Below are 17,999 nucleotides of genomic sequence, written 5' to 3'. Positions count from 1 at the left end.
GCTGTCGTCCATGTGGAATCCGGAGCGACATAGAAGACCCTGGACATGCCCGGCACGGCTTCTTTGAGAAGCGCCATCCGCTTCACCCAGATCTYGATCCCTGGATCAACGGACGCACCCGTGATGTTGCCGCCTGGATGTGAAAGTGAGGTCACTAGTCCGTAAGCAACCGGATCGCTCATCACGCCAACAATTGGGATCGTGCTGGTCAACTTTCGAAGGCGTGAGACTGTCTTGCCGCTAATCGCGAGAATCACATCAGGATTCGCTGCGACAACAGTTGCAGCGAGTTCGCGCAACGCCTCTGTTGAGCCCATCGCGGAATATCGGCTGATTTCAAGATTCTTTCCTTCGGCATATCCAAGCTTGTCGAGATGCTTGAGCGCATTGCCGACAAGGTTGCTATTTTTTATGGTTAGTTTTTCTAATGGTTCTGATGGGTGTAAGATGGCCAGTCTATGGACAGGCTCGCCTTGAAAAGCTTTAGCGCCGCACTGATACCCCACATAGATGAGACCAGAAGCCAAAAACCGTCGACGCTTCATCGCTGGACCGCCGAGTCGCGGTGAGTAGGATGCCCCATACAATCACGGGGTTGTAGATTTGAAAATCCTCGCCCCGTGGACTCCGGTCGTGCTCTTACAGCCCCGATGGCGTACCGGTTGTTCAGCGCCCTTCAGCGGCCAACGATCAAGTCGCACGCAACCGAGACACTGTGCCCATGTCCGCACTCACCGTCATGTTCATCCGTCACGCCGAGAAGCCGGGCGGTGGCTTCCCCGGCGACGGCTCCGCGGTCGATGGCACTACTGACGACAAGTCGCTTGTGATTCGTGGATGGCAGAGGGCCGGGGCTTGGGCTGCGCTGTTTGGATCTGACCGATGCAGCGCCGACTATCCGAGACCCAACCTCATCTGCGCGGCCAAGCCCGAGCCGGTGACGAAGAAGGCCAAGTTCAGCCACCGTCCGTTCGAAACCGCGACACCCCTTGCTGAACGTTTGGGAATACCCCTCAAGACGGATTATGGCGTCTCACAGGAACGCGAACTGGCCGAAGAGATAGGGAAGCTCACCGGAGTCGTGGTCGTCTTCTGGGAGCACAAGGCCATCGTGACGGACCTGATCCCGGCCTTGAAGGGGAGTCAGAGCATCCCGGGCGTTCCGACCAAGTGGGACTCTGACCGCTTCGACGTGGTGCTTCGTTTCGACAGGGCTGTGCCGGACGCGCCATGGTCATTCCGCCAACTGTCCCCGCGTCTTATGAGTGGCGACAGCGATGCGCCGTTTCTCACAGCTTGAGGGCTGAAACAGCGGTTGGCCGACGATGATGATGACCGCGACTGATCTGTGCCTCCGTCTTGGCGCTTCAGTGGTCGCCGGCATGGTTGTCGGCGTTGATCGAGAGATGCACGCCAAGTCGGTCGGCGTCCGAACTCTTGGGTTGGTCGGCCTGGGATCGGCTCTCGTAACGATGGCGGGTTCAGGGTTCCTGGCCGAAGGTGTCGACGCCAACGCCAGCCGGGCCATTCAGGGCATCGTCACGGGCATCGGTTTCCTGGGCGCGGGTGTCATCGTCAAAGGTGCGCGCAAATCACACGTCCACGGTATGACCACGGCCGCTGCCATCTGGGTAACGGCCGCGCTCGGGATATCGTGCGGGGTTGGCGCCTATCTTCCCGTCGCGGTCGGACTGATTCTGCTGCTGCTCCTGATTGGGATCGGCGGCCGCATTGACCGGATCATCGACGCACGATGGTTGAAGAGGCACGGGCGCGATGGGCCGAAGGCGGACGCGTCAGAACAGGGAAGCGCGCCACCAGATTAGCCTGCGACTTTAGCACGAGGCCGTCGGAAACGGTCTGTCACGGCTTCTTGGCCCGGGCACGGATCTGCGGTTGATGCTGGTGGCTCCGGTACGTCCGCTGTCACAGGTTCTGTCACACTCCGCTGGCGAAAATGCCCCGGAATGCTCCCCAATCGTGGGTCCCGGGGCATCGGTTCGACAGTAGCCCTTCGGCCGCCCTAGGCTTGTAGGGCTCTGTTGAAGAATGAGTTTTCAGACTACGTGTGGATGACCTTGCCGTAGGCATCGAGCACGCTCTCGTGCATCATCTCGCTGAGCGTCGGGTGCGGGAACACCGTGTGCATCAGCTCCTCCTCGGTGCTCTCCAGGTTCATCGCCACCACGTAGCCCTGGATCAGCTCGGTCACCTCGGCGCCGACCATGTGGGCACCGAGCAACTGGCCGGTCTTGGCATCGAACACGGTCTTGATCAGACCGTCCGGCTCGCCCAGCGCGATTGCCTTGCCGTTGCCCGCGAAGGGGAACCGGCCGACCTTGACCGAGAAGCCCTGCTCCTTGGCCTTGGCCTCGGTGAGCCCGACGCTGGCGATCTGCGGCTGGCAGTATGTGCAGCCCGGGATCTTGGCCTTGTCCATCGGGTGCGTGTGCAGGCCCTTGATGGTCTCGATGCAGATGACGCCCTCGTGCTCGGCCTTGTGGGCAAGCATCGGCGGGCCGGCGACGTCGCCGATGGCGTAGAGGCCGGGTACGTTGGTGCGGCCGAGCCCGTCCGTCACCACGATCCCGCGGTCGATCTTCACGCCGAGCTTCTCGAGGCCGATGCCCTCGATGTTGCCGACCACGCCTACCGCCGAGATCAGCTTCTCGGCCGTGATCTGCTGGGTCTTGCCGTCGCCACCCTCGACGGTGGCGGTGACGGAGTCGGCACCCTTCTCGACCTTCGTGACCTTGGCGCCGGTGAGGATCTTGATGCCCTGCTTCTCGAACCGCTTGCGGGCGAGGCCGGCGATCTCGGCATCCTCCACGGGCAGGATCTGCGGCAGCAGCTCCACCACGGTCACCTCGGCGCCCATGGTGCGGTAGAACGAGGCGAACTCGATGCCGATCGCGCCCGAGCCCATCACCAGCAGGCTCTTGGGCATCGCCTCGGGGACCATAGCCTCGTAGTAGGTCCAGATCAGCTTCTTGTCGGGCTCGATCCCGGGGATCGCACGAGGACGCGCACCGGTCGCCACGATGATGTGCTTGGCCTGGTAGGTGCCGGCCCCCTTGGCGCCCTTCGGCGCCTCAGCGCGCGTGGTCTCCTTCACGGTAACCTGCCCGGGCTGGTTGCCCTGGGCCGCGCTGTCGACCGAGGCCTCGCCCCAGATCACGTCGACCTTGTTCTTCTTGAGCAGCATGCCGACGCCGCCGTTGAGCCGGCCCGAGACGCCGCGGGAGCGTTTCACGATCGCGGCGGTGTCGAACCCGACCTTTTCCGCCGTCAGTCCGTAATCGCCCGCGTGCTGGAAGTAGTGGTAGATCTCGGCCGAGCGCAGCAGCGCCTTGGTGGGGATGCAGCCCCAGTTCAGGCAGATGCCGCCGAGATGCTCGCGATCGACCACGGCGGTCTTGAAGCCGAGCTGCGCCGCGCGGATCGCCGTGACGTAGCCGCCAGGCCCGGCGCCGATGATGAGGACGTCGTAGGTGTCGGACATAATTTTTCCTCTTCAGCCTACCTGTCGGACCCAATCGCGGGCTAAGTTTTCGACACGATCAATCTCAAATTCTGACAATATTCCGGTGTGCATAATAATATTTCTGGACATTTCAAGATCTTTAAATCTTGAACTTACCCAGGCTTGATTAGGGAATAAGTCTGAGAACTCATCCCAGCAATTTATTATAATTTGTTCGATTTGGCCGAAGGTGGTGTAACCGATTAATTCTGATGATCTTGGGGTGTGGTATCGATGGACTGCCTCCGATGATCGGAGACGATCTACATGCTCCTGAATCTTTTTAGGAACTTGGGTTGACCACCAACTCTCTCCGCTTCTTTCGGCCAGCCTCTGTGTCACCAATTCACGCGCAGAATTTTCAACGCAAAAAAACAGTGTAAAAACTGATGCCATTCGCCCCGCATCAGTCAAAATGCGTAATGGAAAAGATAGCATCTCCGCGCGCTGGACCACACTAGACTCAGTGACGACATCAATCTGGATGCCGTCGGCTGCTAAACTCGCAAGGCGATCTTTTGCGAGCATTCCGTCAAAAACGAACCTTTTTAAGTTTGGCATATATGAATTCATTTATATATCCAATGTCTCTTTGAGGCTCTTGAATATGGCTTGATAGACCCCGATCTCTGTTGTTGCCGGAAGGTGTATTTGAATATTATAGTGAAACTCAGATCTCCGATGTCCGACATGGAATGGAGTTGATGCGTTAGTGCTTTTGAATGAATCATCCTTCGAGGAAATTTCGTCTGCGGAATTGCTGGCTGGACGTGCAGGAGCCAAATTGTGCTGGAAATCTGCTATACCGCAAAGTGTTTTGAACGTTGACGCAGTACGATTGACGTTTGTCTCATCTTTGCCCGTAATTCGTGCTATGGCGCCCCTAATCTCTTGGTCTGGCGCCTTGTTTATTTCGGTGTTGATGGAAAAGAGTTCATTGTAAGACTCGCGGATTTGCTCTGCCAGAACTTGCTTAGAGCGGCTGCCGTCCTTGAGTAAATCGTACTTCGTGTTAGGCCGAAAATTCTCGTCTAAAAATCCTAAGAAGCGCAAGAGGCGCGGGAATGATCTATCGTTTGAGCTCGAAAAACCCAATTTTTCTAGAAAATCCTGGGAAAACTTCTCGGGTTTGGCCGCCCSAGTAATCTTATCGAATAAAAGGGGCAGCCTCGCATTTCCCAGGACATAAGGCAGGTCGTTCGACAAAAGAGGTTCCCCTCGATCAGAGTTGTTTGCCGCTTTGCATATTACACCAGCATGCCCATCGGGTTCTCGATCAGCCCCTTGAAGGCCGAGACCAGCTCTGCGCCGAGCGCCCCGTCGAGGACGCGGTGGTCGCACGACAGGGTGGCGGTCATCACCTGGACCACCGCCGGTGCCCCGTCCTTCACGACGACGCGCTTCTCGCCCGCGCCCACCGCCAGGATGCTCGATTGCGGCGGGTTGATCACCGCGGTGAAGTGCTTGATSCCGAACATGCCGAGGTTCGACACCGMSGTGRYGCCGCCCTGRTAYTCYTCGGGCTTCAGCTTCTTGGCGCGGGCGCGGSYGGCSARRTCCTTCATCTCGTTGGAGATGGTCGAGAGCGTCTTCTCGTTCGCCCGGCGGATCACCGGGGTGAACAGCCCGCCGTCGATCGCCACCGCGACGCCGACCTCGGCGTTCTTGAAGCGCAGGATCCGGTCCTCGGCCCAGACCGCGTTGGCGGCCGGCACCCGGGTCAGCGCGAGGCCCATCGCCTTGATGACGAAGTCGTTGACCGAGAGCTTGAAGGCGGGCTTGCCGTCCTTGTCCTTGCCGGCCGAGCCGTTCAGCGTCTCGCGCAGCTTCATCAGCGCGTCGAGTTCGCAATCCACCGTCAGGTAGAAGTGCGGGGCGACCTGCATCGCCTCGGTGAGGCGCTTGGCGATGGTCTTGCGCATGCCGTCGAGCGGCACTTCCTCGTAAGCATCCTTGGCGAAGAAGCCCTTGACCTGATCGGTCGTGAGCCCGGCCGGCGCGCCGCCCGCGGGGGCGACCTTTGGGGCGGGCGCGGCCTTGGGTGCCTCGGCTGCGGCCTGGGGCGCGGGCGCCTTGGTGGCTCCTGAGGCCTTCGCGGCCTGGACGTCGCGGGCGATGATGCGGCCATGCGGGCCGCTGCCCTGGACGGCGCCGAGTTCCACGCCCTCCTGCTTGGCGATCCGCCGGGCGAGCGGGGAGGCGAAGACCCGGCTGCCGGATGCGGCCTGTGATGTGCCGCCCGGCTGCGCGCCCTCCGGCGCGGCGTTTACCCGCTCGTACGCCATGTGCCCGCCGCCGGGCGTGGTGTTCTGCGCGGCGGCTGACGGCTCGGCCTTCGGCTCCGGGTTGGCCGCACCGTTGGAGGCCGCCTTCGGCGCTCCGCCTGCGGCGGCCGCCGCCACGTCCTCGCCCTCGGCGGCGATGATGGCGATCAGGTCGTTGACCGGCACGTCCGCGGTGCCCTCCGGCACGAGGATCTTGGCCAGCACGCCCTCGTCGATGGCCTCCACCTCCATGGTGGCCTTGTCGGTCTCGATCTCGGCCAGCACGTCGCCGGACTTGATCGGGTCGCCTTCCTTCTTGAGCCACTTGGCGAGGTTGCCCTTCTCCATGGTCGGGGAGAGCGCGGGCATCAGCACGTTGATCGGCATGGCATCAGGTCTCGGGCAAGGCCGGGGCGGCCGGATCGTCGAAGGGGAAGAGGTCGTCGAGGGGGAATGGAACGGCGTCGAAGGGCGGCAGCTCTACGGTCTCGCCGCGCTGGATCGTGGCGAGGAGCACCCAGCGCCCGTCCGCGAGGGCGAAACCTTCCAGCACACCGGCACTCGGATCGAGCAGCCAGAGGTGACTGATCCCGGCCTCCCCGTAGATGCGGCGCTTGCGACCGCGGTCGAGGCGGATCGTCGCCGGCGAGAGGATCTCGCAGGCCCAGTCCGGGGCGATCTCGATGAAGGCGGCTTCGAAATCGGTCGGCACCCGCTCGCGGCGCCAAGCGGCCAGATCGGGTACGACGACGTGAGCGCCGAGGTGAAGTTCCGGCTCGACCATGAAGATCCAGCCGCCGGGTCCGCCGCGCCCATAGCGGAACGGGGTGCCCAGCAAGGTTGATAGATCGGATGCCGCCATCGCGTGTCGGGGCCGTGGCCGCGGATGCGTCTCGAGCACCCCGTCGATGATCTCGGCGACGAGATACTCGGGGACCGTCTCCAGATCCGCGTAGGTCGCCTGCCGGACGGCCGCCTCAGCCATGGTCAAACACCATCGCTAGTTGAGGCCGCCGGGGTCGAGCCCCTCGGCTTCCCACCCGGCACGGATGCGTTCGACCGCGTCTTCCTCCGACATGTCGGTCTCCAGCGCGTAGGCGCGGGCGGCCTGCCGGGCGAGGTCGGCCAGGAGCCGGCCCCACGTCGCCGGGTCGTCGAAGGAGCGGCGGAGCGCGATGCTGACCGCGCCATCGACCACGGCTGCGCGCAGCACCTCGACGCCGCCCTGTTCCAGGGCGTCGGGCGGGATAGCGAGTTCGGCGAAGTCGCTGCTGGAATCTTGGCTCATGGCGCGCCGGCTGTTCCTTGGACCCCCCTTGCCGGGACGAAGCCGGGATCACGGATCCCGGCCACGCGCCGGTCACTTGTAGCAGACGCTCTTGGCCGCCTCGACGACCTCCGCCACGTTCGGCAGCGCCAGCTTCTCGAGGTTCGCCGCGTAGGGCATCGGCACGTCCTTGCCGGTGATGCGCAGGACCGGCGCGTCGAGGTAGTCGAACGCGTCGACCATCAGGCGGGCCACGATCTCGGCGCCGATGCCGGATTGCGGGAAGCCCTCCTCCACGGTGATGCAGCGGCCGGTCTTCTTCACCGACTTGACCACCGTCTCGGAATCCATCGGGCGGATCGTGCGCAGGTCGATGACCTCGGCCTCGATGCCTTGCTCGGCGAGCACCTGCGCGGCCTTGAGCGCGTAGGTCATGCCGATCGAGAACGACACGATGGTCACGTCCGTGCCGGGCCGGTGGATCCGCGCCTTGCCGATCGGCAGCACGAAATCGTCGAGCTGCGGCACCGGGAAGGACTGCCCGTACAGGATCTCGTTCTCGAGGAAGATCACCGGGTTCGGGTCGCGGATCGCGGCCTTGAGCAGGCCCTTGGCGTCCGAGGCCGTGTAGGGCGCGATCACCTTCAGGCCCGGGACGTTGGAGTACCACGCGGCGTAGTCGTGGCTGTGCTGCGCGCCGACCCGGGCGGCCGCGCCGTTGGGTCCGCGGAACACGATCGGGCAGCCGAGCTGGCCGCCGGACATGTACAGGGTCTTGGCCGCCGAATTGATGATGTGATCGATCGCCTGCATGGCGAAGTTGAAGGTCATGAACTCRATGATCGGCTTCAGGCCTGCGAGCGCCGCGCCGACGCCGATTCCCGCGAAGCCGTGCTCGGTGATGGGCGTGTCGACCACGCGCTTGGCGCCGAACTCCTGGAGGAGGTTCTGGGTGATCTTGTAGGCGCCCTGATATTCGGCGACCTCTTCACCCATCACGAACACGTCGCAGTCGCGCCGCATCTCCTCCGCCATGGCGTCGCGCAGGGCCTCGCGCACGGTGGTGGTGACCATCGGCGTGCCTGCCGGGAACTCCTCCATCACCGGCTCGTCGGCCTTGTTGGTGACGACGGCCGGGGCCGCCGGCGCCTTCGGGGCGTCGTCGCCGGTCTTGGCTGCGGGCGCGGCCTTGTCGGCCATGCCCTCGGCCTGCATGTCGGGGGTCGGCGCCGGATGACCGCCCGCGCCGTTCGGCTTCGCGCCGCCGCCGGACTGGACGCTCGCCGGATCCTCGCCCTCGCCCGCGATCACGGCGATCGGCGTGTTGACCGCGACGCCCTCGGTGCCCTCGGCGATCAAGATCTTGGCAAGGATGCCCTCGTCGATGGCCTCTACCTCCATGGTGGCCTTGTCGGTCTCGATCTCGGCCAACACGTCGCCGGACTTGATCGGATCGCCCTCCTTCTTCAGCCACTTGGCGAGCTTGCCCTCCTCCATGGTGGGCGAGAGGGCGGGCATCAGGATGTCGGTCGCCATGCTCAGCTCTGCGGTCGTTTATTCGGTAGGGGGGCGGCCAGCGGTCTCGTCCGCGCTCAGGCGTGCGCGTCCAGAAGGATGTCGGTCCACAGCTCGGACGGATCCGGCTCGGGATCGTTGGTGGCGAACTCGGCCGAGGCGTTCACGGTCTCGCGGACCTTCGCGTCGGTGGCCTTCAGATCCGCCTCCGGCACTCCGTGCAGCTCGAGCAGACGCTTCCGGACCATCTCGATCGGGTCGTGCTCGTCGCGCATCTTCGAGACTTCGTCCTTGGTCCGGTACTTGGCCGGGTCGGACATCGAGTGGCCGCGGTAGCGATAGGTCTGCATCTCCAGGATGTAGGGACCCTGGCCCGTGCGGGCGTGCTCGATCGCCCGCGTGGCGGCCTCGCGCACCGTGCGCACGTCCATGCCGTCGACCTGCTCGCCCGGGATGCCGAACGAGAGGCCGCGCTTCGAGAAGTCGGTCTGCGCCGAGGCACGGGCCACCGAGGTGCCCATGGCGTAGCGGTTGTTCTCGATGACGTAGACCACCGGCAGCTTCCACAGCGCCGCCATGTTGAAGCTCTCGTAGACTTGGCCCTGGTTGGCGGCGCCGTCGCCCATGTAGGTCAGGCTGACCTTGCCGTTCTCCCGGTAATGGTCCGCGAAGGCGAGGCCGGTGCCCAGCGAGACCTGCGCGCCGACGATGCCGTGGCCGCCGAAGAACTGCTTCTCGCGGCTGAACATGTGCATCGAGCCGCCCTTGCCGCGGCTGTAGCCGCCGCGGCGGCCGGTCAGCTCGGCCATCACGCCCTTCGGATCCATGCCGCAGGCCAGCATGTGGCCGTGGTCGCGGTAGCCGGTGATGACCTGGTCGCCCTCGACCGAGGCCATCTGCATGCCGATCACCACGGCTTCCTGGCCGATATAGAGGTGGCAGAACCCGCCGATCAGGCCCATGCCGTAGAGCTGGCCGGCCTTCTCCTCGAAGCGCCGGATCAGCAGCATCTCGTGATAGGCGTGGAGATCCTCGTCCCGGGTGAATTGCGGCATGTTCGGCGCCGGCTTGTGCGCCTCGGCGGCCTGAGGGCTCGCGGCCTGCGGTTCCGTGGACGAAGCGTCCTTGGCAGGCTCCTTGGCGGCGTCCATCGGCGCTCTCCCCGTGATTCCACGCGACGTGGTGGGGGTGTAGGACAGCGACGGTTGGAAAGCGAGGGCTGCCGCTCTGACAGGAAGCCGGTCTTGTCAGAAGGCTTTCGGGACTGGGGAATACGCCGCCGGAACCTTCACGGCGTGATGATGACCACGTCGTTGGCGTGGACGCGGCCCAGAACGATCCGCGCCCGTTCCTCCAGCAGGTCGCGGTCGATCTGATCGCTCTTGAGGAGCGTCACGCGGTGCTCCCAGGTGGTGCGCTCGGCCCGCACGGCGGCGAGTTCCTGGCTGAGTCCGTAGGCGCGGATCTTCAGCGCTTTCTTGGCTTCGAGGCCGCGGTTGCCGCTCTCGGCCTGCCACACGAAATAGCCGACCACGAGCGCCGACAGGGTCCAGAGACCCAGCGGCAACACGACCATTCTGACTCGGCGGCGCACAACCATGGCGCGACCCTCGCGCGGAAAGGTTAATGGATCCTCTCGATCGCGCGGCATGACCGGGTCGCGCGTCCGGAGCGAGCGAAGGGCCAGCTTGACACATGGACATGACGGATCTGAGCCGCTGGATCGCCGAGCACGCCACGGCGACCGACGACCACGACACCCTGCTGGCCCGATTTTGCGAGGCGCTCGCCGACGCCGGCATCCCCCTCTGGCGTGTCAGCGTCATGGCTCCGGCCCTCGACCCGACGCTGCGAGGCGTCAGCCTGAACTGGCATGCGGGCGAGGGGATCTCGTTCGTGCTCAGTCCCCACGGCGCCGTCGAGGAGAGCGACTGGCTCCTGAGCCCGGTCTACGCGCTGGTGGAGAAGGGCGAGACCTTCGGCCGGTGGCGTCTCGACGTGCCCGAGCGGCAAGCGGATTTTCCGGTGCTGCAGGCCCTCGGGGCGCAGGGCGGCGTCGACTACGCGCTCCATATCGTCGAGTTCGCCCCTGGCACCGCGTTGCGCGGTATCGCGGTCTCGTTCTGCACCCGCGTCGCCGCCGGCTTCACGGACGCCGATCTGTCCGCCATCGCCGGCGTCCTGCCGTACCTGACGCTGGCATTGGCCAAGATCAGCTTCGCCCACACCCTGCGTGAGGTGTCGGCCACCTATCTCGGCCGTTCCACCGCCGAGCGCGTCCTCGACGGTCAGATCCGGCGGGGCGAGGGCCGCGCCGTGCCAGCGGCCATCCTGCTGACGGATCTGCGCGGCTTCACGGCCCTCGCCGACCGGACGGACCCGGCCGACATGGTCACGTGGCTCAACGAGCATTTCGACGCTCTCGGCGACCCGGTGGCACGGCACGGCGGCGAGATCCTGAAATTCCTCGGAGACGGGTTCCTGGCGATCTTTCCGGTCCCGGATGCCGACACCCTGCCCTGTCCGGTCTGCGGCAGCGCCTTGGCTGCCGCCACCGACGCGCTCGCCGCCAACGGGGCGCTCAATGCCCGCCGCCGCGACGCGGGATTGCCCGAACTCGCGGCCGAATGCGTCGTGCATTTCGGGACGGTGATCTACGGCAATGTCGGGACCGAGCGGCGCCTCGACTTCACCATCATCGGGCGGGCGGTCAACGAGGCGAGCCGGATCGAGTCCCAGTGTGCGGCCCTCGGCCATGCGCTCCTGGTCTCGGATGCCTTCGCCGAACGCTGTGCGCGGCGGCTCGAACCCGTCGGGACGATCGAGTTGCGGGGCCTGTCGCGGCCGATGCGGGTCTGGACCCTGCCGACGGACCTGTCGGACGCCACGTCCACCGGAGGAGGCGCGGACCGGCACGCTCAGAACAGCGCGCAGCTCCGCTGAAGCACCAGCCCGACCGCGCTCTGCGCGAACCGGCTCCGATACGCCTCCTGGATGGTGCGCAGCGCCGCCACCGCCTCGGGCGTCGCATCCGTGACGATCAGGACGATGCGGGCCGGCTCGTGAACGCGCCGCCCGTCTGGCCCCCGCCATTGGCCCTGCCCGGAGAAGACCGTCAGCCCGTCCGGGAAGCGCGGGGTGACCCGCTCGGCCAGGAAGCGGTCGAAGGCCGCCTGCGGGACGCGGCCGCCATCCGGCCGCGACAGGCCGAACAGCAGCTGCGCGGAGAGCGCCGGGCGGGCGCCCGCGCAAAGCGGATCCGCCCGTGTCGAACCGGCCGCTCCGAGGACGAGCAGGACGGCCAGCAGGAGCCGCCGGATCAGCGGCGGGCGAGCTGCTTGAGCGCCGCCGCGCCGGCATAGCGCGCCTGCGAGCCCAGGCCCTCCTCGATCCGGATCAGCTGGTTGTACTTGGCCAGTCTATCCGAGCGGGCGAGCGAGCCGGTCTTGATCTGCCCGCAATTGGTGGCGACCGCGAGGTCCGCGATGGTCGAATCCTCGGTCTCGCCCGAGCGGTGCGACATCACCGCGGTGTAGCCGGCGCGCTGGGCCATATCGACGGCCGCCAGGGTCTCGGTGAGCGAGCCGATCTGGTTGACCTTGATCAGGATCGAGTTGGCCGTGCCCTCCGCGATGCCGCGGGACAGGCGCTCGACGTTGGTGACGAACAGGTCGTCGCCCACGAGCTGGCAGCGTTCGCCGATCTTGTCGGTCAGCATCTTCCAGCCGGCCCAGTCGTCCTCCGACATGCCGTCCTCGATCGAGACGATCGGGTAGGTGGCCACGAGCTGGGCGAGGTAGTCGACCTGCGCCTCGATGGTGCGGGTCTTGCCCTCGCCCTCGTACGCGTAGGCGCCGTCCTTGAAGAACTCGGTGGCGGCGCAGTCGAGGGCGAGCGCCATGTCCTGGCCGGGCTTGAAGCCGGCGGCGCTGATCGCGTCCATCACGAAGTCGAGGGCGGCCTCGGCGGACGGCAGGTTCGGGGCGAAACCGCCCTCGTCGCCGACATTGGTGTTGTGGCCGGCCTTCTTCAGCTTGCCCTTGAGGGTGTGGAACACCTCGGAGCCCATGCGCACGGCCTCGGCGAGCGAATCGGCGCCCACCGGCATGATCATGAATTCCTGGAAGTCGATCGGGTTGTCGGCATGCGCCCCGCCGTTGATGATGTTCATCATCGGAACCGGCAGGACCCGGCCCTGCACGCCGCCGACATAGCGGTAGAGCGGCAGCCCCGAGGCCTCGGCCGCGGCCTTGGCCACCGCCAGCGAGACGCCCAGGATGGCGTTCGCGCCGAGGCGGGCCTTGTTGGGGGTGCCGTCGAGTTCGATCATCGCCTCGTCGACCGCGACCTGATCCTCGGCCTCCATGCCGCCGATCGCATCCAGGATCTCGGTCTGTGCCGCCTCGACCGCCTTCAGCACGCCCTTGCCGAGGAAGCGGTTCTTGTCGCCGTCGCGCAGCTCCACCGCCTCGTGGGCGCCCGTGGACGCGCCCGAGGGGACCGCGGCGCGGCCGAAGGAGCCGTCCTCAAGGATGACGTCGACCTCGACCGTGGGGTTGCCGCGGCTGTCGAGGATCTCGCGGGCGCTGATATTGGTGATCGCGGTCATGGAAGGTCCTCTTGCGGGGGCCGCGGGTCGGCGACCGCGTCCCGATTCCGGGTGCGGCACATCGCGGCGGCTTATCCGTCAAGCCGCGGCCGGCGGCAAGCACCGGAGCGACAGGTCTCCTGGCGCATACGCGGGGGAAATCGCCGCGGATTCGATGGATGCGCGCGGCGGTGGCACGCTTTATATGCGCGCCATGACGACCGCCAACGACCTCCAGCTCGGCCAGCCGACGCCCGTTCCCACCTCCCCCGAAGAGGCGCGCCTCGACCGGGTCCCGAACCCGCACGCGGATACCGACTACGTCGCCCGGTTCACCGCGCCCGAATTTACCTCGATCTGCCCGGTCACCGGGCAGCCGGATTTCGCGATCCTGGTGATCGACTATGTCCCCGGCGACTGGCTGGTAGAGTCCAAGTCGCTGAAGCTCTACCTCGGGTCGTTCCGCAACCACGGCGCATTCCACGAGGATTGCACGGTGGCGATCGGTAAACGGCTCCGCGACCTGCTGGAGCCGCGCTACCTGCGCATCGGCGGGTTCTGGTATCCCCGCGGCGGCATCCCGATCGACGTGTTCTGGCAGACGGGCGAGCCGCCCAAGACCGTCTGGCTGCCCGATCCCGGGGTGCCGCCCTATCGCGGGCGGTGACCGTCACGGCCGCCAGCGGTCCGCGCTCGACTTCGCGCGGCGTGTGCCGGGCTTGGCCGGCGAAGATCTGGATCCCCCGATCGCGACAGGCCGCCGCGAACGAATGCGCTTGGCCGGTAATCCGGGCGCGCACCGTTTCCTCCAGAGCCGCCAGGCAATGCGTCTGCCCATCGTGGATCACGAGCGCACACCGGTGGGTGCAATGTCCCATCCGACTGTGTTGCCGGTTGTCCGAGGGTCCATCGCGCCAGGGCTGATTCGGCTCGCGTTCATGTCAGTCGATCGGCGCCAGGCTGCGTGCCGTCCGGGCCATCAGGCCTTCCTGTGCCGGGATCGGCCCTTGATGGATGGCCGCGACGGCACCGAGCATGCGTTCGAGATCGGCGTGTTCCGAAGGCGTCAGCTTCTCCCGCAGCAGGGGCGCCAGATGGCCGAGGGCCGTTTCGGCATCGGCGACCTGATGGGCGGCGTGGCGGATATAGGCGATCCGGATCGCAAGATCGTCAGCCGGCGGCGCGATCGCGCGCAACTCGGCTTCGATCGCCGATTCCTGCTCCGGAGTCGGCGTCCCGCGCGCAAGGGCGACCAGATACATCAGGACACCGGCGGCATCGATTGGGTCCCGAATCGTGCGCACCGGTGCAGCGCGATAGGCCGCCTCGCTCTTGGCGCGAAGCCTGGCGTTGCGCCGATCGTTCAGATGGCGGTCGATCTGGGCCATGCCGCCGCCGTACATGAACCAGTAGACCAGCGCGGTCATGATCGCTCCGATGACGGCCGCGATGATCGGCACCGTCCGCCCTCCGACAGATAACTATCCTTGAACAGGATGTCGCAGCAGAATCCGGAAGGCAATCCCTGTTTAGGAATGCAGGCGGCGGCCAGCCCGACCGTCGGACCCCGCGGTGACGCAACCGGGAGCGCCCTTGCTGTCCTACGGGGCCGGGTCGGCCGAAATCCTCGCAGCGCTTCGAGAACCCATAAAAATGGGGCGACCGGCTTGCGCCGGTCGCCCCCTGATCCTCACGGATCGCTATTCTCAGTAGCCGTAGCCGTAGTAGCCGTAGCCCGGAGCGGCGTAGCCGTAGCCGCCGTAGGCCGGGGCGTAGCCGTAGGCCGGAGCGTAGCCGTAGCCACCACCGTAGTAGCTGTCGCGGGCCGCGCCGGCGGCGATAGCGCCAGCGGCGAGACCGGCGATGCCCAGGCCGATGGCGGCGCCGGTGCCGATACCGCGACGGCCGCGGTAGTAGCCGTGGCCATAGCCGCCGTAGCCGCCATGGTACCCGTACGGACGCGCCTCGGCGCCCGTGGTAGCAGCGACGCTGCCGATCGCGAGGGCAGCAGCGGTGGCGATGATCCCGATCTTGCGCATAGTGTTCCTTCTCGATCCTCGATCGAACATGCCCATTAACGTGGCCGCTCGTGCTCAGTTCCAGACTTCGTCCCGACTTCGAGTGCGGGTCCGCACACCGACAGAATCCTGAACCAGCGTTCATCATCGCCGACGCACCGCCGATCGCCGTCAAGCTCGAGTGTCTGCGTGCGGATCGCGGCTGAACACTTGCGGATCGTCTACGCGTCCGCGGCGCTCGCGACGGGCAGAACTCGGTCCCGCGTCCGGCCGGTCGGCCGTTCCGGCGGCAAAAATCGCCTCTCCGCGATCGGTCGTGCTACGGGGATTTCCGGAGGACCGACGATGGACGCCCTGACCCTCATCCGCGAGAGCTTCGCGCCGCTCCCCGGCAAGAGGATCCTCGACATCGGCTGCGGTCCCGGAACCCTCGCGCGGCGGCTGGTCGACGAGGGGGCGGTGGTCACCGGAATCGATCCCGGCACGGCGGCGCTCGCCAAGGCCCGGGCCGCGGTGCCGGAAGCCCGCTTCGAGGTGGCGGGCGGCGAGGCCCTGCCCTTCCCCGATGCCAGCTTCGACGGGGCTGTGCTGCTGAACGCCCTCCACCACGTGCCGGACCCCGCGGCCGCCCTCGTCGAGGCGGCGCGGGTGCTTGTCCCGGGCGGACGACTCGTCGTCGTCGAACCCCTCGCTGCCGGGACCTTCTTCGATGCCCTGCGGCCGATCGAGGACGAGACCGCGATCCGGGCCGCGGCCCAGGACGCCATCGCGGCAGTCCTCTCCGGGGGCGCCCTGGCGTGCTGCCGCGACGTGACCATCGAGCGGCGGGAGCAGTTCGGCTCCCTCGAAGCCTTCTTCGATCGGGTCAGCACCGTGGACCCGGCCCGGGTGGCGATCATCCGGGACCGACGGCCCGTCGCGGAAGCGGCCTTCCTCAGGGCGGCCGTGCGCGGGGCCGACGGACGCTACGGCCTCGTCCAGCCCCTGCGCATCCACGTGCTGGAGGCTGCCGCCGCCTGAACCGGTTCAGGCGGTCCGGCGCTTGGCGAGCCGGTCGAAGGCGATGAGGTCTTCGAGCAGCGCCGGCATGTCCTTCAGCGCCACCATATTGGGGCCGTCGGAGGGCGCCCGGTCCGGATCGGGATGGGTCTCGATGAACACGCCGGCCACGCCAACCGCCACGGCGGCGCGGGCCAGGACGGCGACGAATTCCCGCTGCCCGCCGGAACTCGCGCCCTGGCCGCCCGGCTGCTGGACCGAATGGGTGGCGTCGAACACCACCGGCGCGCCCTGGGTGACCTGCGCCATGATCGGCAGGCTGCGCATGTCCGAGACCAGGGTGTTGTAGCCGAAGGAGGCGCCGCGCTCGGTGACGATGACGTTGGGGTTGCCAGCCTCCGTGACCTTGGCGGCCACGTGCTTCATGTCCCAGGGCGCCAGGAACTGGCCCTTCTTGATGTTGACCGCCCGGCCGGTGGCGGCGGCGGCCAGGAGCAGGTCGGTCTGGCGGCACAGGAAGGCGGGGATCTGGAGCACGTCCACCGCCTCGGCCGCGCGGGCGCAATGCTCGGCGGCGTGCACGTCGGTCAGGACCGGTAGGCCGAGCGTCTCGCGGATCTCGGCGAAGACCGGGAGCGCCCCGTCGAGGCCGATGCCCCGGGCGGCAGTCCCGGAGGTGCGGTTGGCCTTGTCGAAGGAGGTCTTGAACACGAGGCCGAGGCCGAGGCCCGCCGCCATCTCCTTCAGGGCGGCGGCGATCTCGAGGGCGTGGCCGCGCCCTTCGAGCTGGCAGGGGCCGGCGATCAGCGTGAGCGGCAGGTGGTTGGCGAAGCGCGCGCCGCCGACTTGGACGACGGGGCCGTGTGTCTCGATCTTCGACATGCGGGCCGGTCTAGCCCTTGCGGCGGATCCGCGAAAGGGCGGCCCGGTTCGCAATCCGGCAGACCGTGAGGTCGTCCCGGAATCCGTCGCTGCGCGGACCGGTCTCGCACAGCATCAGGATCCGGCCGGTCGCACCCCGGCGCGGCGCCTGCGCCAGGAGGCTGGCTTGGTGAAGGTTGAGCGCCAGCCCCTCGGCCGCGGAAACATCCGTGCCGGCGAGCGCCTGCGCCGCCCGGCCGATCAGGGTGAAATACGCCGGCCGCGGCTCACGATCGAGGGAGGCCACCGTGATCCGCGCGGGGACACGGCAATCGAGGCTCATCCGTTCGGCATCCTGCGCCCGGAACACCGCGACCGGGCCGGCCCGACCGGCCAGGGAGGCGCCGGTGGTGCGGATGACCCGGGCGGCGAGGACGTCGCAGGGATCCGCGGCCCGGGCCGAGCCGGCCGAGAGGGAGGCCAGGAAAGCAAAAATTAGGGCTGTTTGTGAAGATCGATCCATCGTCGTTCATCGAGTCCTGTGCAGGGGCGCCGGCGTTCCGAGTAAGATTATCTAAGATTTCTAATTTCTAGGGCACAAATATTAGTAAAATTTCGCTTTTATGTCAATAATAGGAGATGTATTATAAAAATACACGGATATAAATCATTGAAAGTGATCTAATCGTGACGAAGGCGCACGATTTTTTTGATCTGGCGGTGGTTCGATCTTTCTTGTAAGGCTCGTCGAACTGACGAATGCCCGCGGCTGCGATGATGATGTCTTGAACCATCAGTGATCCATGGAAGTACTCTTCCCTTGAAGTGGGGCGTCTTGCTGGCGGATTGCTGAATGTCATGGCCCAAGACCGAGATGCTCCCTCCAGCCAATGCACCGGCCGATCTATGATCGCCGACGCGAAAGGTTCCTCCTACAGGATCGAAGGGTTGTCGTCGGCCGCGA

General features: G+C 66.1%; 21 protein-coding genes. 5 read left to right on the top strand and 16 right to left on the bottom strand.

Going from position 1 to position 17,999, the window contains the following annotated elements:
- Positions 1–545: ABC transporter substrate binding protein (locus AC1DXK_RS11845; RefSeq protein ID WP_477297840.1), on the bottom strand; the 545-nt coding region annotated here is incomplete at its 3' end.
- Between the two features lie 176 nt (positions 546–721).
- Here AC1DXK_RS11845 and AC1DXK_RS11840 point away from each other — a divergent pair.
- Both AC1DXK_RS11840 and AC1DXK_RS11835 read left to right on the top strand, forming a co-directional pair.
- Positions 722–1,300 carry a histidine phosphatase family protein gene (locus AC1DXK_RS11840; protein ID WP_477297838.1) on the top strand — a complete coding sequence of 193 codons (579 nt, stop codon included), beginning with the start codon at positions 722–724 and terminating at the stop codon, positions 1,298–1,300.
- Between the two features lie 25 nt (positions 1,301–1,325).
- Complete coding sequence (locus tag AC1DXK_RS11835) at positions 1,326–1,826, top strand: MgtC/SapB family protein (protein ID WP_457105590.1); 501 nt, start codon at positions 1,326–1,328, stop codon at positions 1,824–1,826.
- 236 nt (positions 1,827–2,062) lie between these two features.
- On the opposite strand, the gene lpdA is transcribed toward AC1DXK_RS11835, so the two are convergent.
- The 9 genes from lpdA to AC1DXK_RS11790 form a co-directional block, all read right to left on the bottom strand.
- Complete coding sequence (gene lpdA, locus AC1DXK_RS11830; protein WP_457105591.1) at positions 2,063–3,502, bottom strand: dihydrolipoyl dehydrogenase; 1,440 nt, start codon at positions 3,500–3,502, stop codon at positions 2,063–2,065.
- A gap of 12 nt (positions 3,503–3,514) precedes the next feature.
- Positions 3,515–4,096, bottom strand: a complete 582-nt coding sequence (locus AC1DXK_RS11825; protein WP_477297836.1) for a hypothetical protein — start codon at positions 4,094–4,096, stop codon at positions 3,515–3,517.
- Positions 4,097–4,729: a DUF5343 domain-containing protein gene (locus tag AC1DXK_RS11820; RefSeq protein ID WP_477297834.1), complete on the bottom strand. Its 633-nt coding sequence runs from the start codon at positions 4,727–4,729 to the stop codon at positions 4,097–4,099.
- Between the two features lie 41 nt (positions 4,730–4,770).
- Positions 4,771–6,174 (bottom strand): pyruvate dehydrogenase complex dihydrolipoamide acetyltransferase, encoded by a 1,404-nt coding sequence (locus AC1DXK_RS11815; RefSeq protein WP_477297832.1) that lies wholly within the window; start codon positions 6,172–6,174, stop codon positions 4,771–4,773.
- A 4-nt stretch (positions 6,175–6,178) separates the two neighbouring features.
- Positions 6,179–6,772 carry a Uma2 family endonuclease gene (locus tag AC1DXK_RS11810; RefSeq protein ID WP_457107185.1) on the bottom strand — a complete coding sequence of 198 codons (594 nt, stop codon included), beginning with the start codon at positions 6,770–6,772 and terminating at the stop codon, positions 6,179–6,181.
- A gap of 15 nt (positions 6,773–6,787) precedes the next feature.
- Positions 6,788–7,075, bottom strand: a complete 288-nt coding sequence (locus tag AC1DXK_RS11805; RefSeq protein WP_457107186.1) for a DUF5076 domain-containing protein — start codon at positions 7,073–7,075, stop codon at positions 6,788–6,790.
- A gap of 72 nt (positions 7,076–7,147) precedes the next feature.
- Positions 7,148–8,590 (bottom strand): pyruvate dehydrogenase complex E1 component subunit beta, encoded by a 1,443-nt coding sequence (locus AC1DXK_RS11800; RefSeq protein WP_457107187.1) that lies wholly within the window; start codon positions 8,588–8,590, stop codon positions 7,148–7,150.
- A 56-nt stretch (positions 8,591–8,646) separates the two neighbouring features.
- Positions 8,647–9,720, bottom strand: a complete 1,074-nt coding sequence (gene pdhA, locus AC1DXK_RS11795; protein ID WP_457107188.1) for a pyruvate dehydrogenase (acetyl-transferring) E1 component subunit alpha — start codon at positions 9,718–9,720, stop codon at positions 8,647–8,649.
- A 137-nt stretch (positions 9,721–9,857) separates the two neighbouring features.
- On the bottom strand, positions 9,858–10,169 hold the full coding sequence (locus AC1DXK_RS11790) for an FtsB family cell division protein (RefSeq protein WP_457107189.1): 312 nt from the start codon (positions 10,167–10,169) through the stop codon (positions 9,858–9,860).
- Between the two features lie 95 nt (positions 10,170–10,264).
- Between AC1DXK_RS11790 and AC1DXK_RS11785 the strand changes: the two genes are divergently transcribed.
- Positions 10,265–11,512, top strand: coding sequence for an adenylate/guanylate cyclase domain-containing protein (locus AC1DXK_RS11785; protein WP_457107190.1), 1,248 nt, complete (start codon positions 10,265–10,267; stop codon positions 11,510–11,512).
- Here the strand turns inward: AC1DXK_RS11785 and AC1DXK_RS11780 are convergent.
- On the bottom strand, positions 11,488–11,775 hold the full coding sequence (locus tag AC1DXK_RS11780; protein WP_477297843.1) for a DUF3574 domain-containing protein: 288 nt from the start codon (positions 11,773–11,775) through the stop codon (positions 11,488–11,490). The two genes, AC1DXK_RS11785 and AC1DXK_RS11780, sit on opposite strands and share 25 nt — an antisense overlap.
- Before the next feature lie 113 nt (positions 11,776–11,888).
- A complete protein-coding gene (eno, locus tag AC1DXK_RS11775; protein WP_457107191.1) occupies positions 11,889–13,178 on the bottom strand; it encodes a phosphopyruvate hydratase in 1,290 nt (429 codons plus the stop codon).
- Positions 13,179–13,371: 193 nt separating this feature from the next.
- Between eno and queF the strand changes: the two genes are divergently transcribed.
- A complete protein-coding gene (gene queF, locus AC1DXK_RS11770) occupies positions 13,372–13,824 on the top strand; it encodes a preQ(1) synthase (RefSeq protein ID WP_457107221.1) in 453 nt (150 codons plus the stop codon).
- Between the two features lie 274 nt (positions 13,825–14,098).
- On the opposite strand, the gene AC1DXK_RS11765 is transcribed toward queF, so the two are convergent.
- Both AC1DXK_RS11765 and AC1DXK_RS11760 read right to left on the bottom strand, forming a co-directional pair.
- A complete protein-coding gene (locus tag AC1DXK_RS11765; protein WP_457107192.1) occupies positions 14,099–14,617 on the bottom strand; it encodes a hypothetical protein in 519 nt (172 codons plus the stop codon).
- 246 nt (positions 14,618–14,863) lie between these two features.
- Positions 14,864–15,196 carry a hypothetical protein gene (locus tag AC1DXK_RS11760; RefSeq protein WP_457107193.1) on the bottom strand — a complete coding sequence of 111 codons (333 nt, stop codon included), beginning with the start codon at positions 15,194–15,196 and terminating at the stop codon, positions 14,864–14,866.
- Positions 15,197–15,520: 324 nt separating this feature from the next.
- Between AC1DXK_RS11760 and AC1DXK_RS11755 the strand changes: the two genes are divergently transcribed.
- Entirely contained in the window at positions 15,521–16,195 is a 675-nt protein-coding gene (locus AC1DXK_RS11755) for a class I SAM-dependent methyltransferase (protein WP_457107194.1), read from the top strand.
- 6 nt (positions 16,196–16,201) lie between these two features.
- Here AC1DXK_RS11755 and kdsA read toward each other — a convergent pair whose 3' ends face one another.
- Complete coding sequence (kdsA, locus tag AC1DXK_RS11750; RefSeq protein ID WP_457107195.1) at positions 16,202–17,056, bottom strand: 3-deoxy-8-phosphooctulonate synthase; 855 nt, start codon at positions 17,054–17,056, stop codon at positions 16,202–16,204.
- Positions 17,057–17,066: 10 nt separating this feature from the next.
- Entirely contained in the window at positions 17,067–17,558 is a 492-nt protein-coding gene (locus tag AC1DXK_RS11745) for a hypothetical protein (RefSeq protein WP_457107196.1), read from the bottom strand.
- Positions 17,559–17,999: the final 441 nt, after the last annotated feature.

The sequence above is a fragment of the Methylobacterium sp. P3_A11 genome (assembly GCF_056403155.1).
Note: the sequence above shows the minus strand (reverse complement) of the source record. Positions and strands in the feature narration are given on the sequence as shown.

Excerpts from the sequence above, each read along its gene's own strand:
- AC1DXK_RS11825 (WP_477297836.1), bottom strand. The coding sequence starts at position 4,096 with ATGAATTCATATATGCCAAACTTAAAAAGGTTCGTTTTTGACGGAATG.
- AC1DXK_RS11785 (WP_457107190.1), top strand. The coding sequence starts at position 10,265 with ATGGACATGACGGATCTGAGCCGCTGGATCGCCGAGCACGCCACGGCG.
- AC1DXK_RS11760 (WP_457107193.1), bottom strand. The coding sequence starts at position 15,196 with ATGCGCAAGATCGGGATCATCGCCACCGCTGCTGCCCTCGCGATCGGC.
- lpdA (WP_457105591.1), bottom strand. The coding sequence starts at position 3,502 with ATGTCCGACACCTACGACGTCCTCATCATCGGCGCCGGGCCTGGCGGC.
- queF (WP_457107221.1), top strand. The coding sequence starts at position 13,372 with ATGACGACCGCCAACGACCTCCAGCTCGGCCAGCCGACGCCCGTTCCC.
- AC1DXK_RS11840 (WP_477297838.1), top strand. The coding sequence starts at position 722 with ATGTCCGCACTCACCGTCATGTTCATCCGTCACGCCGAGAAGCCGGGC.
- AC1DXK_RS11805 (WP_457107186.1), bottom strand. The coding sequence starts at position 7,075 with ATGAGCCAAGATTCCAGCAGCGACTTCGCCGAACTCGCTATCCCGCCC.
- kdsA (WP_457107195.1), bottom strand. The coding sequence starts at position 17,056 with ATGTCGAAGATCGAGACACACGGCCCCGTCGTCCAAGTCGGCGGCGCG.
- eno (WP_457107191.1), bottom strand. The coding sequence starts at position 13,178 with ATGACCGCGATCACCAATATCAGCGCCCGCGAGATCCTCGACAGCCGC.
- AC1DXK_RS11810 (WP_457107185.1), bottom strand. The coding sequence starts at position 6,772 with ATGGCTGAGGCGGCCGTCCGGCAGGCGACCTACGCGGATCTGGAGACG.
- AC1DXK_RS11790 (WP_457107189.1), bottom strand. The coding sequence starts at position 10,169 with ATGGTTGTGCGCCGCCGAGTCAGAATGGTCGTGTTGCCGCTGGGTCTC.
- AC1DXK_RS11745 (WP_457107196.1), bottom strand. The coding sequence starts at position 17,558 with ATGGATCGATCTTCACAAACAGCCCTAATTTTTGCTTTCCTGGCCTCC.
- pdhA (WP_457107188.1), bottom strand. The coding sequence starts at position 9,720 with ATGGACGCCGCCAAGGAGCCTGCCAAGGACGCTTCGTCCACGGAACCG.
- AC1DXK_RS11755 (WP_457107194.1), top strand. The coding sequence starts at position 15,521 with ATGGACGCCCTGACCCTCATCCGCGAGAGCTTCGCGCCGCTCCCCGGC.
- AC1DXK_RS11835 (WP_457105590.1), top strand. The coding sequence starts at position 1,326 with ATGATGATGACCGCGACTGATCTGTGCCTCCGTCTTGGCGCTTCAGTG.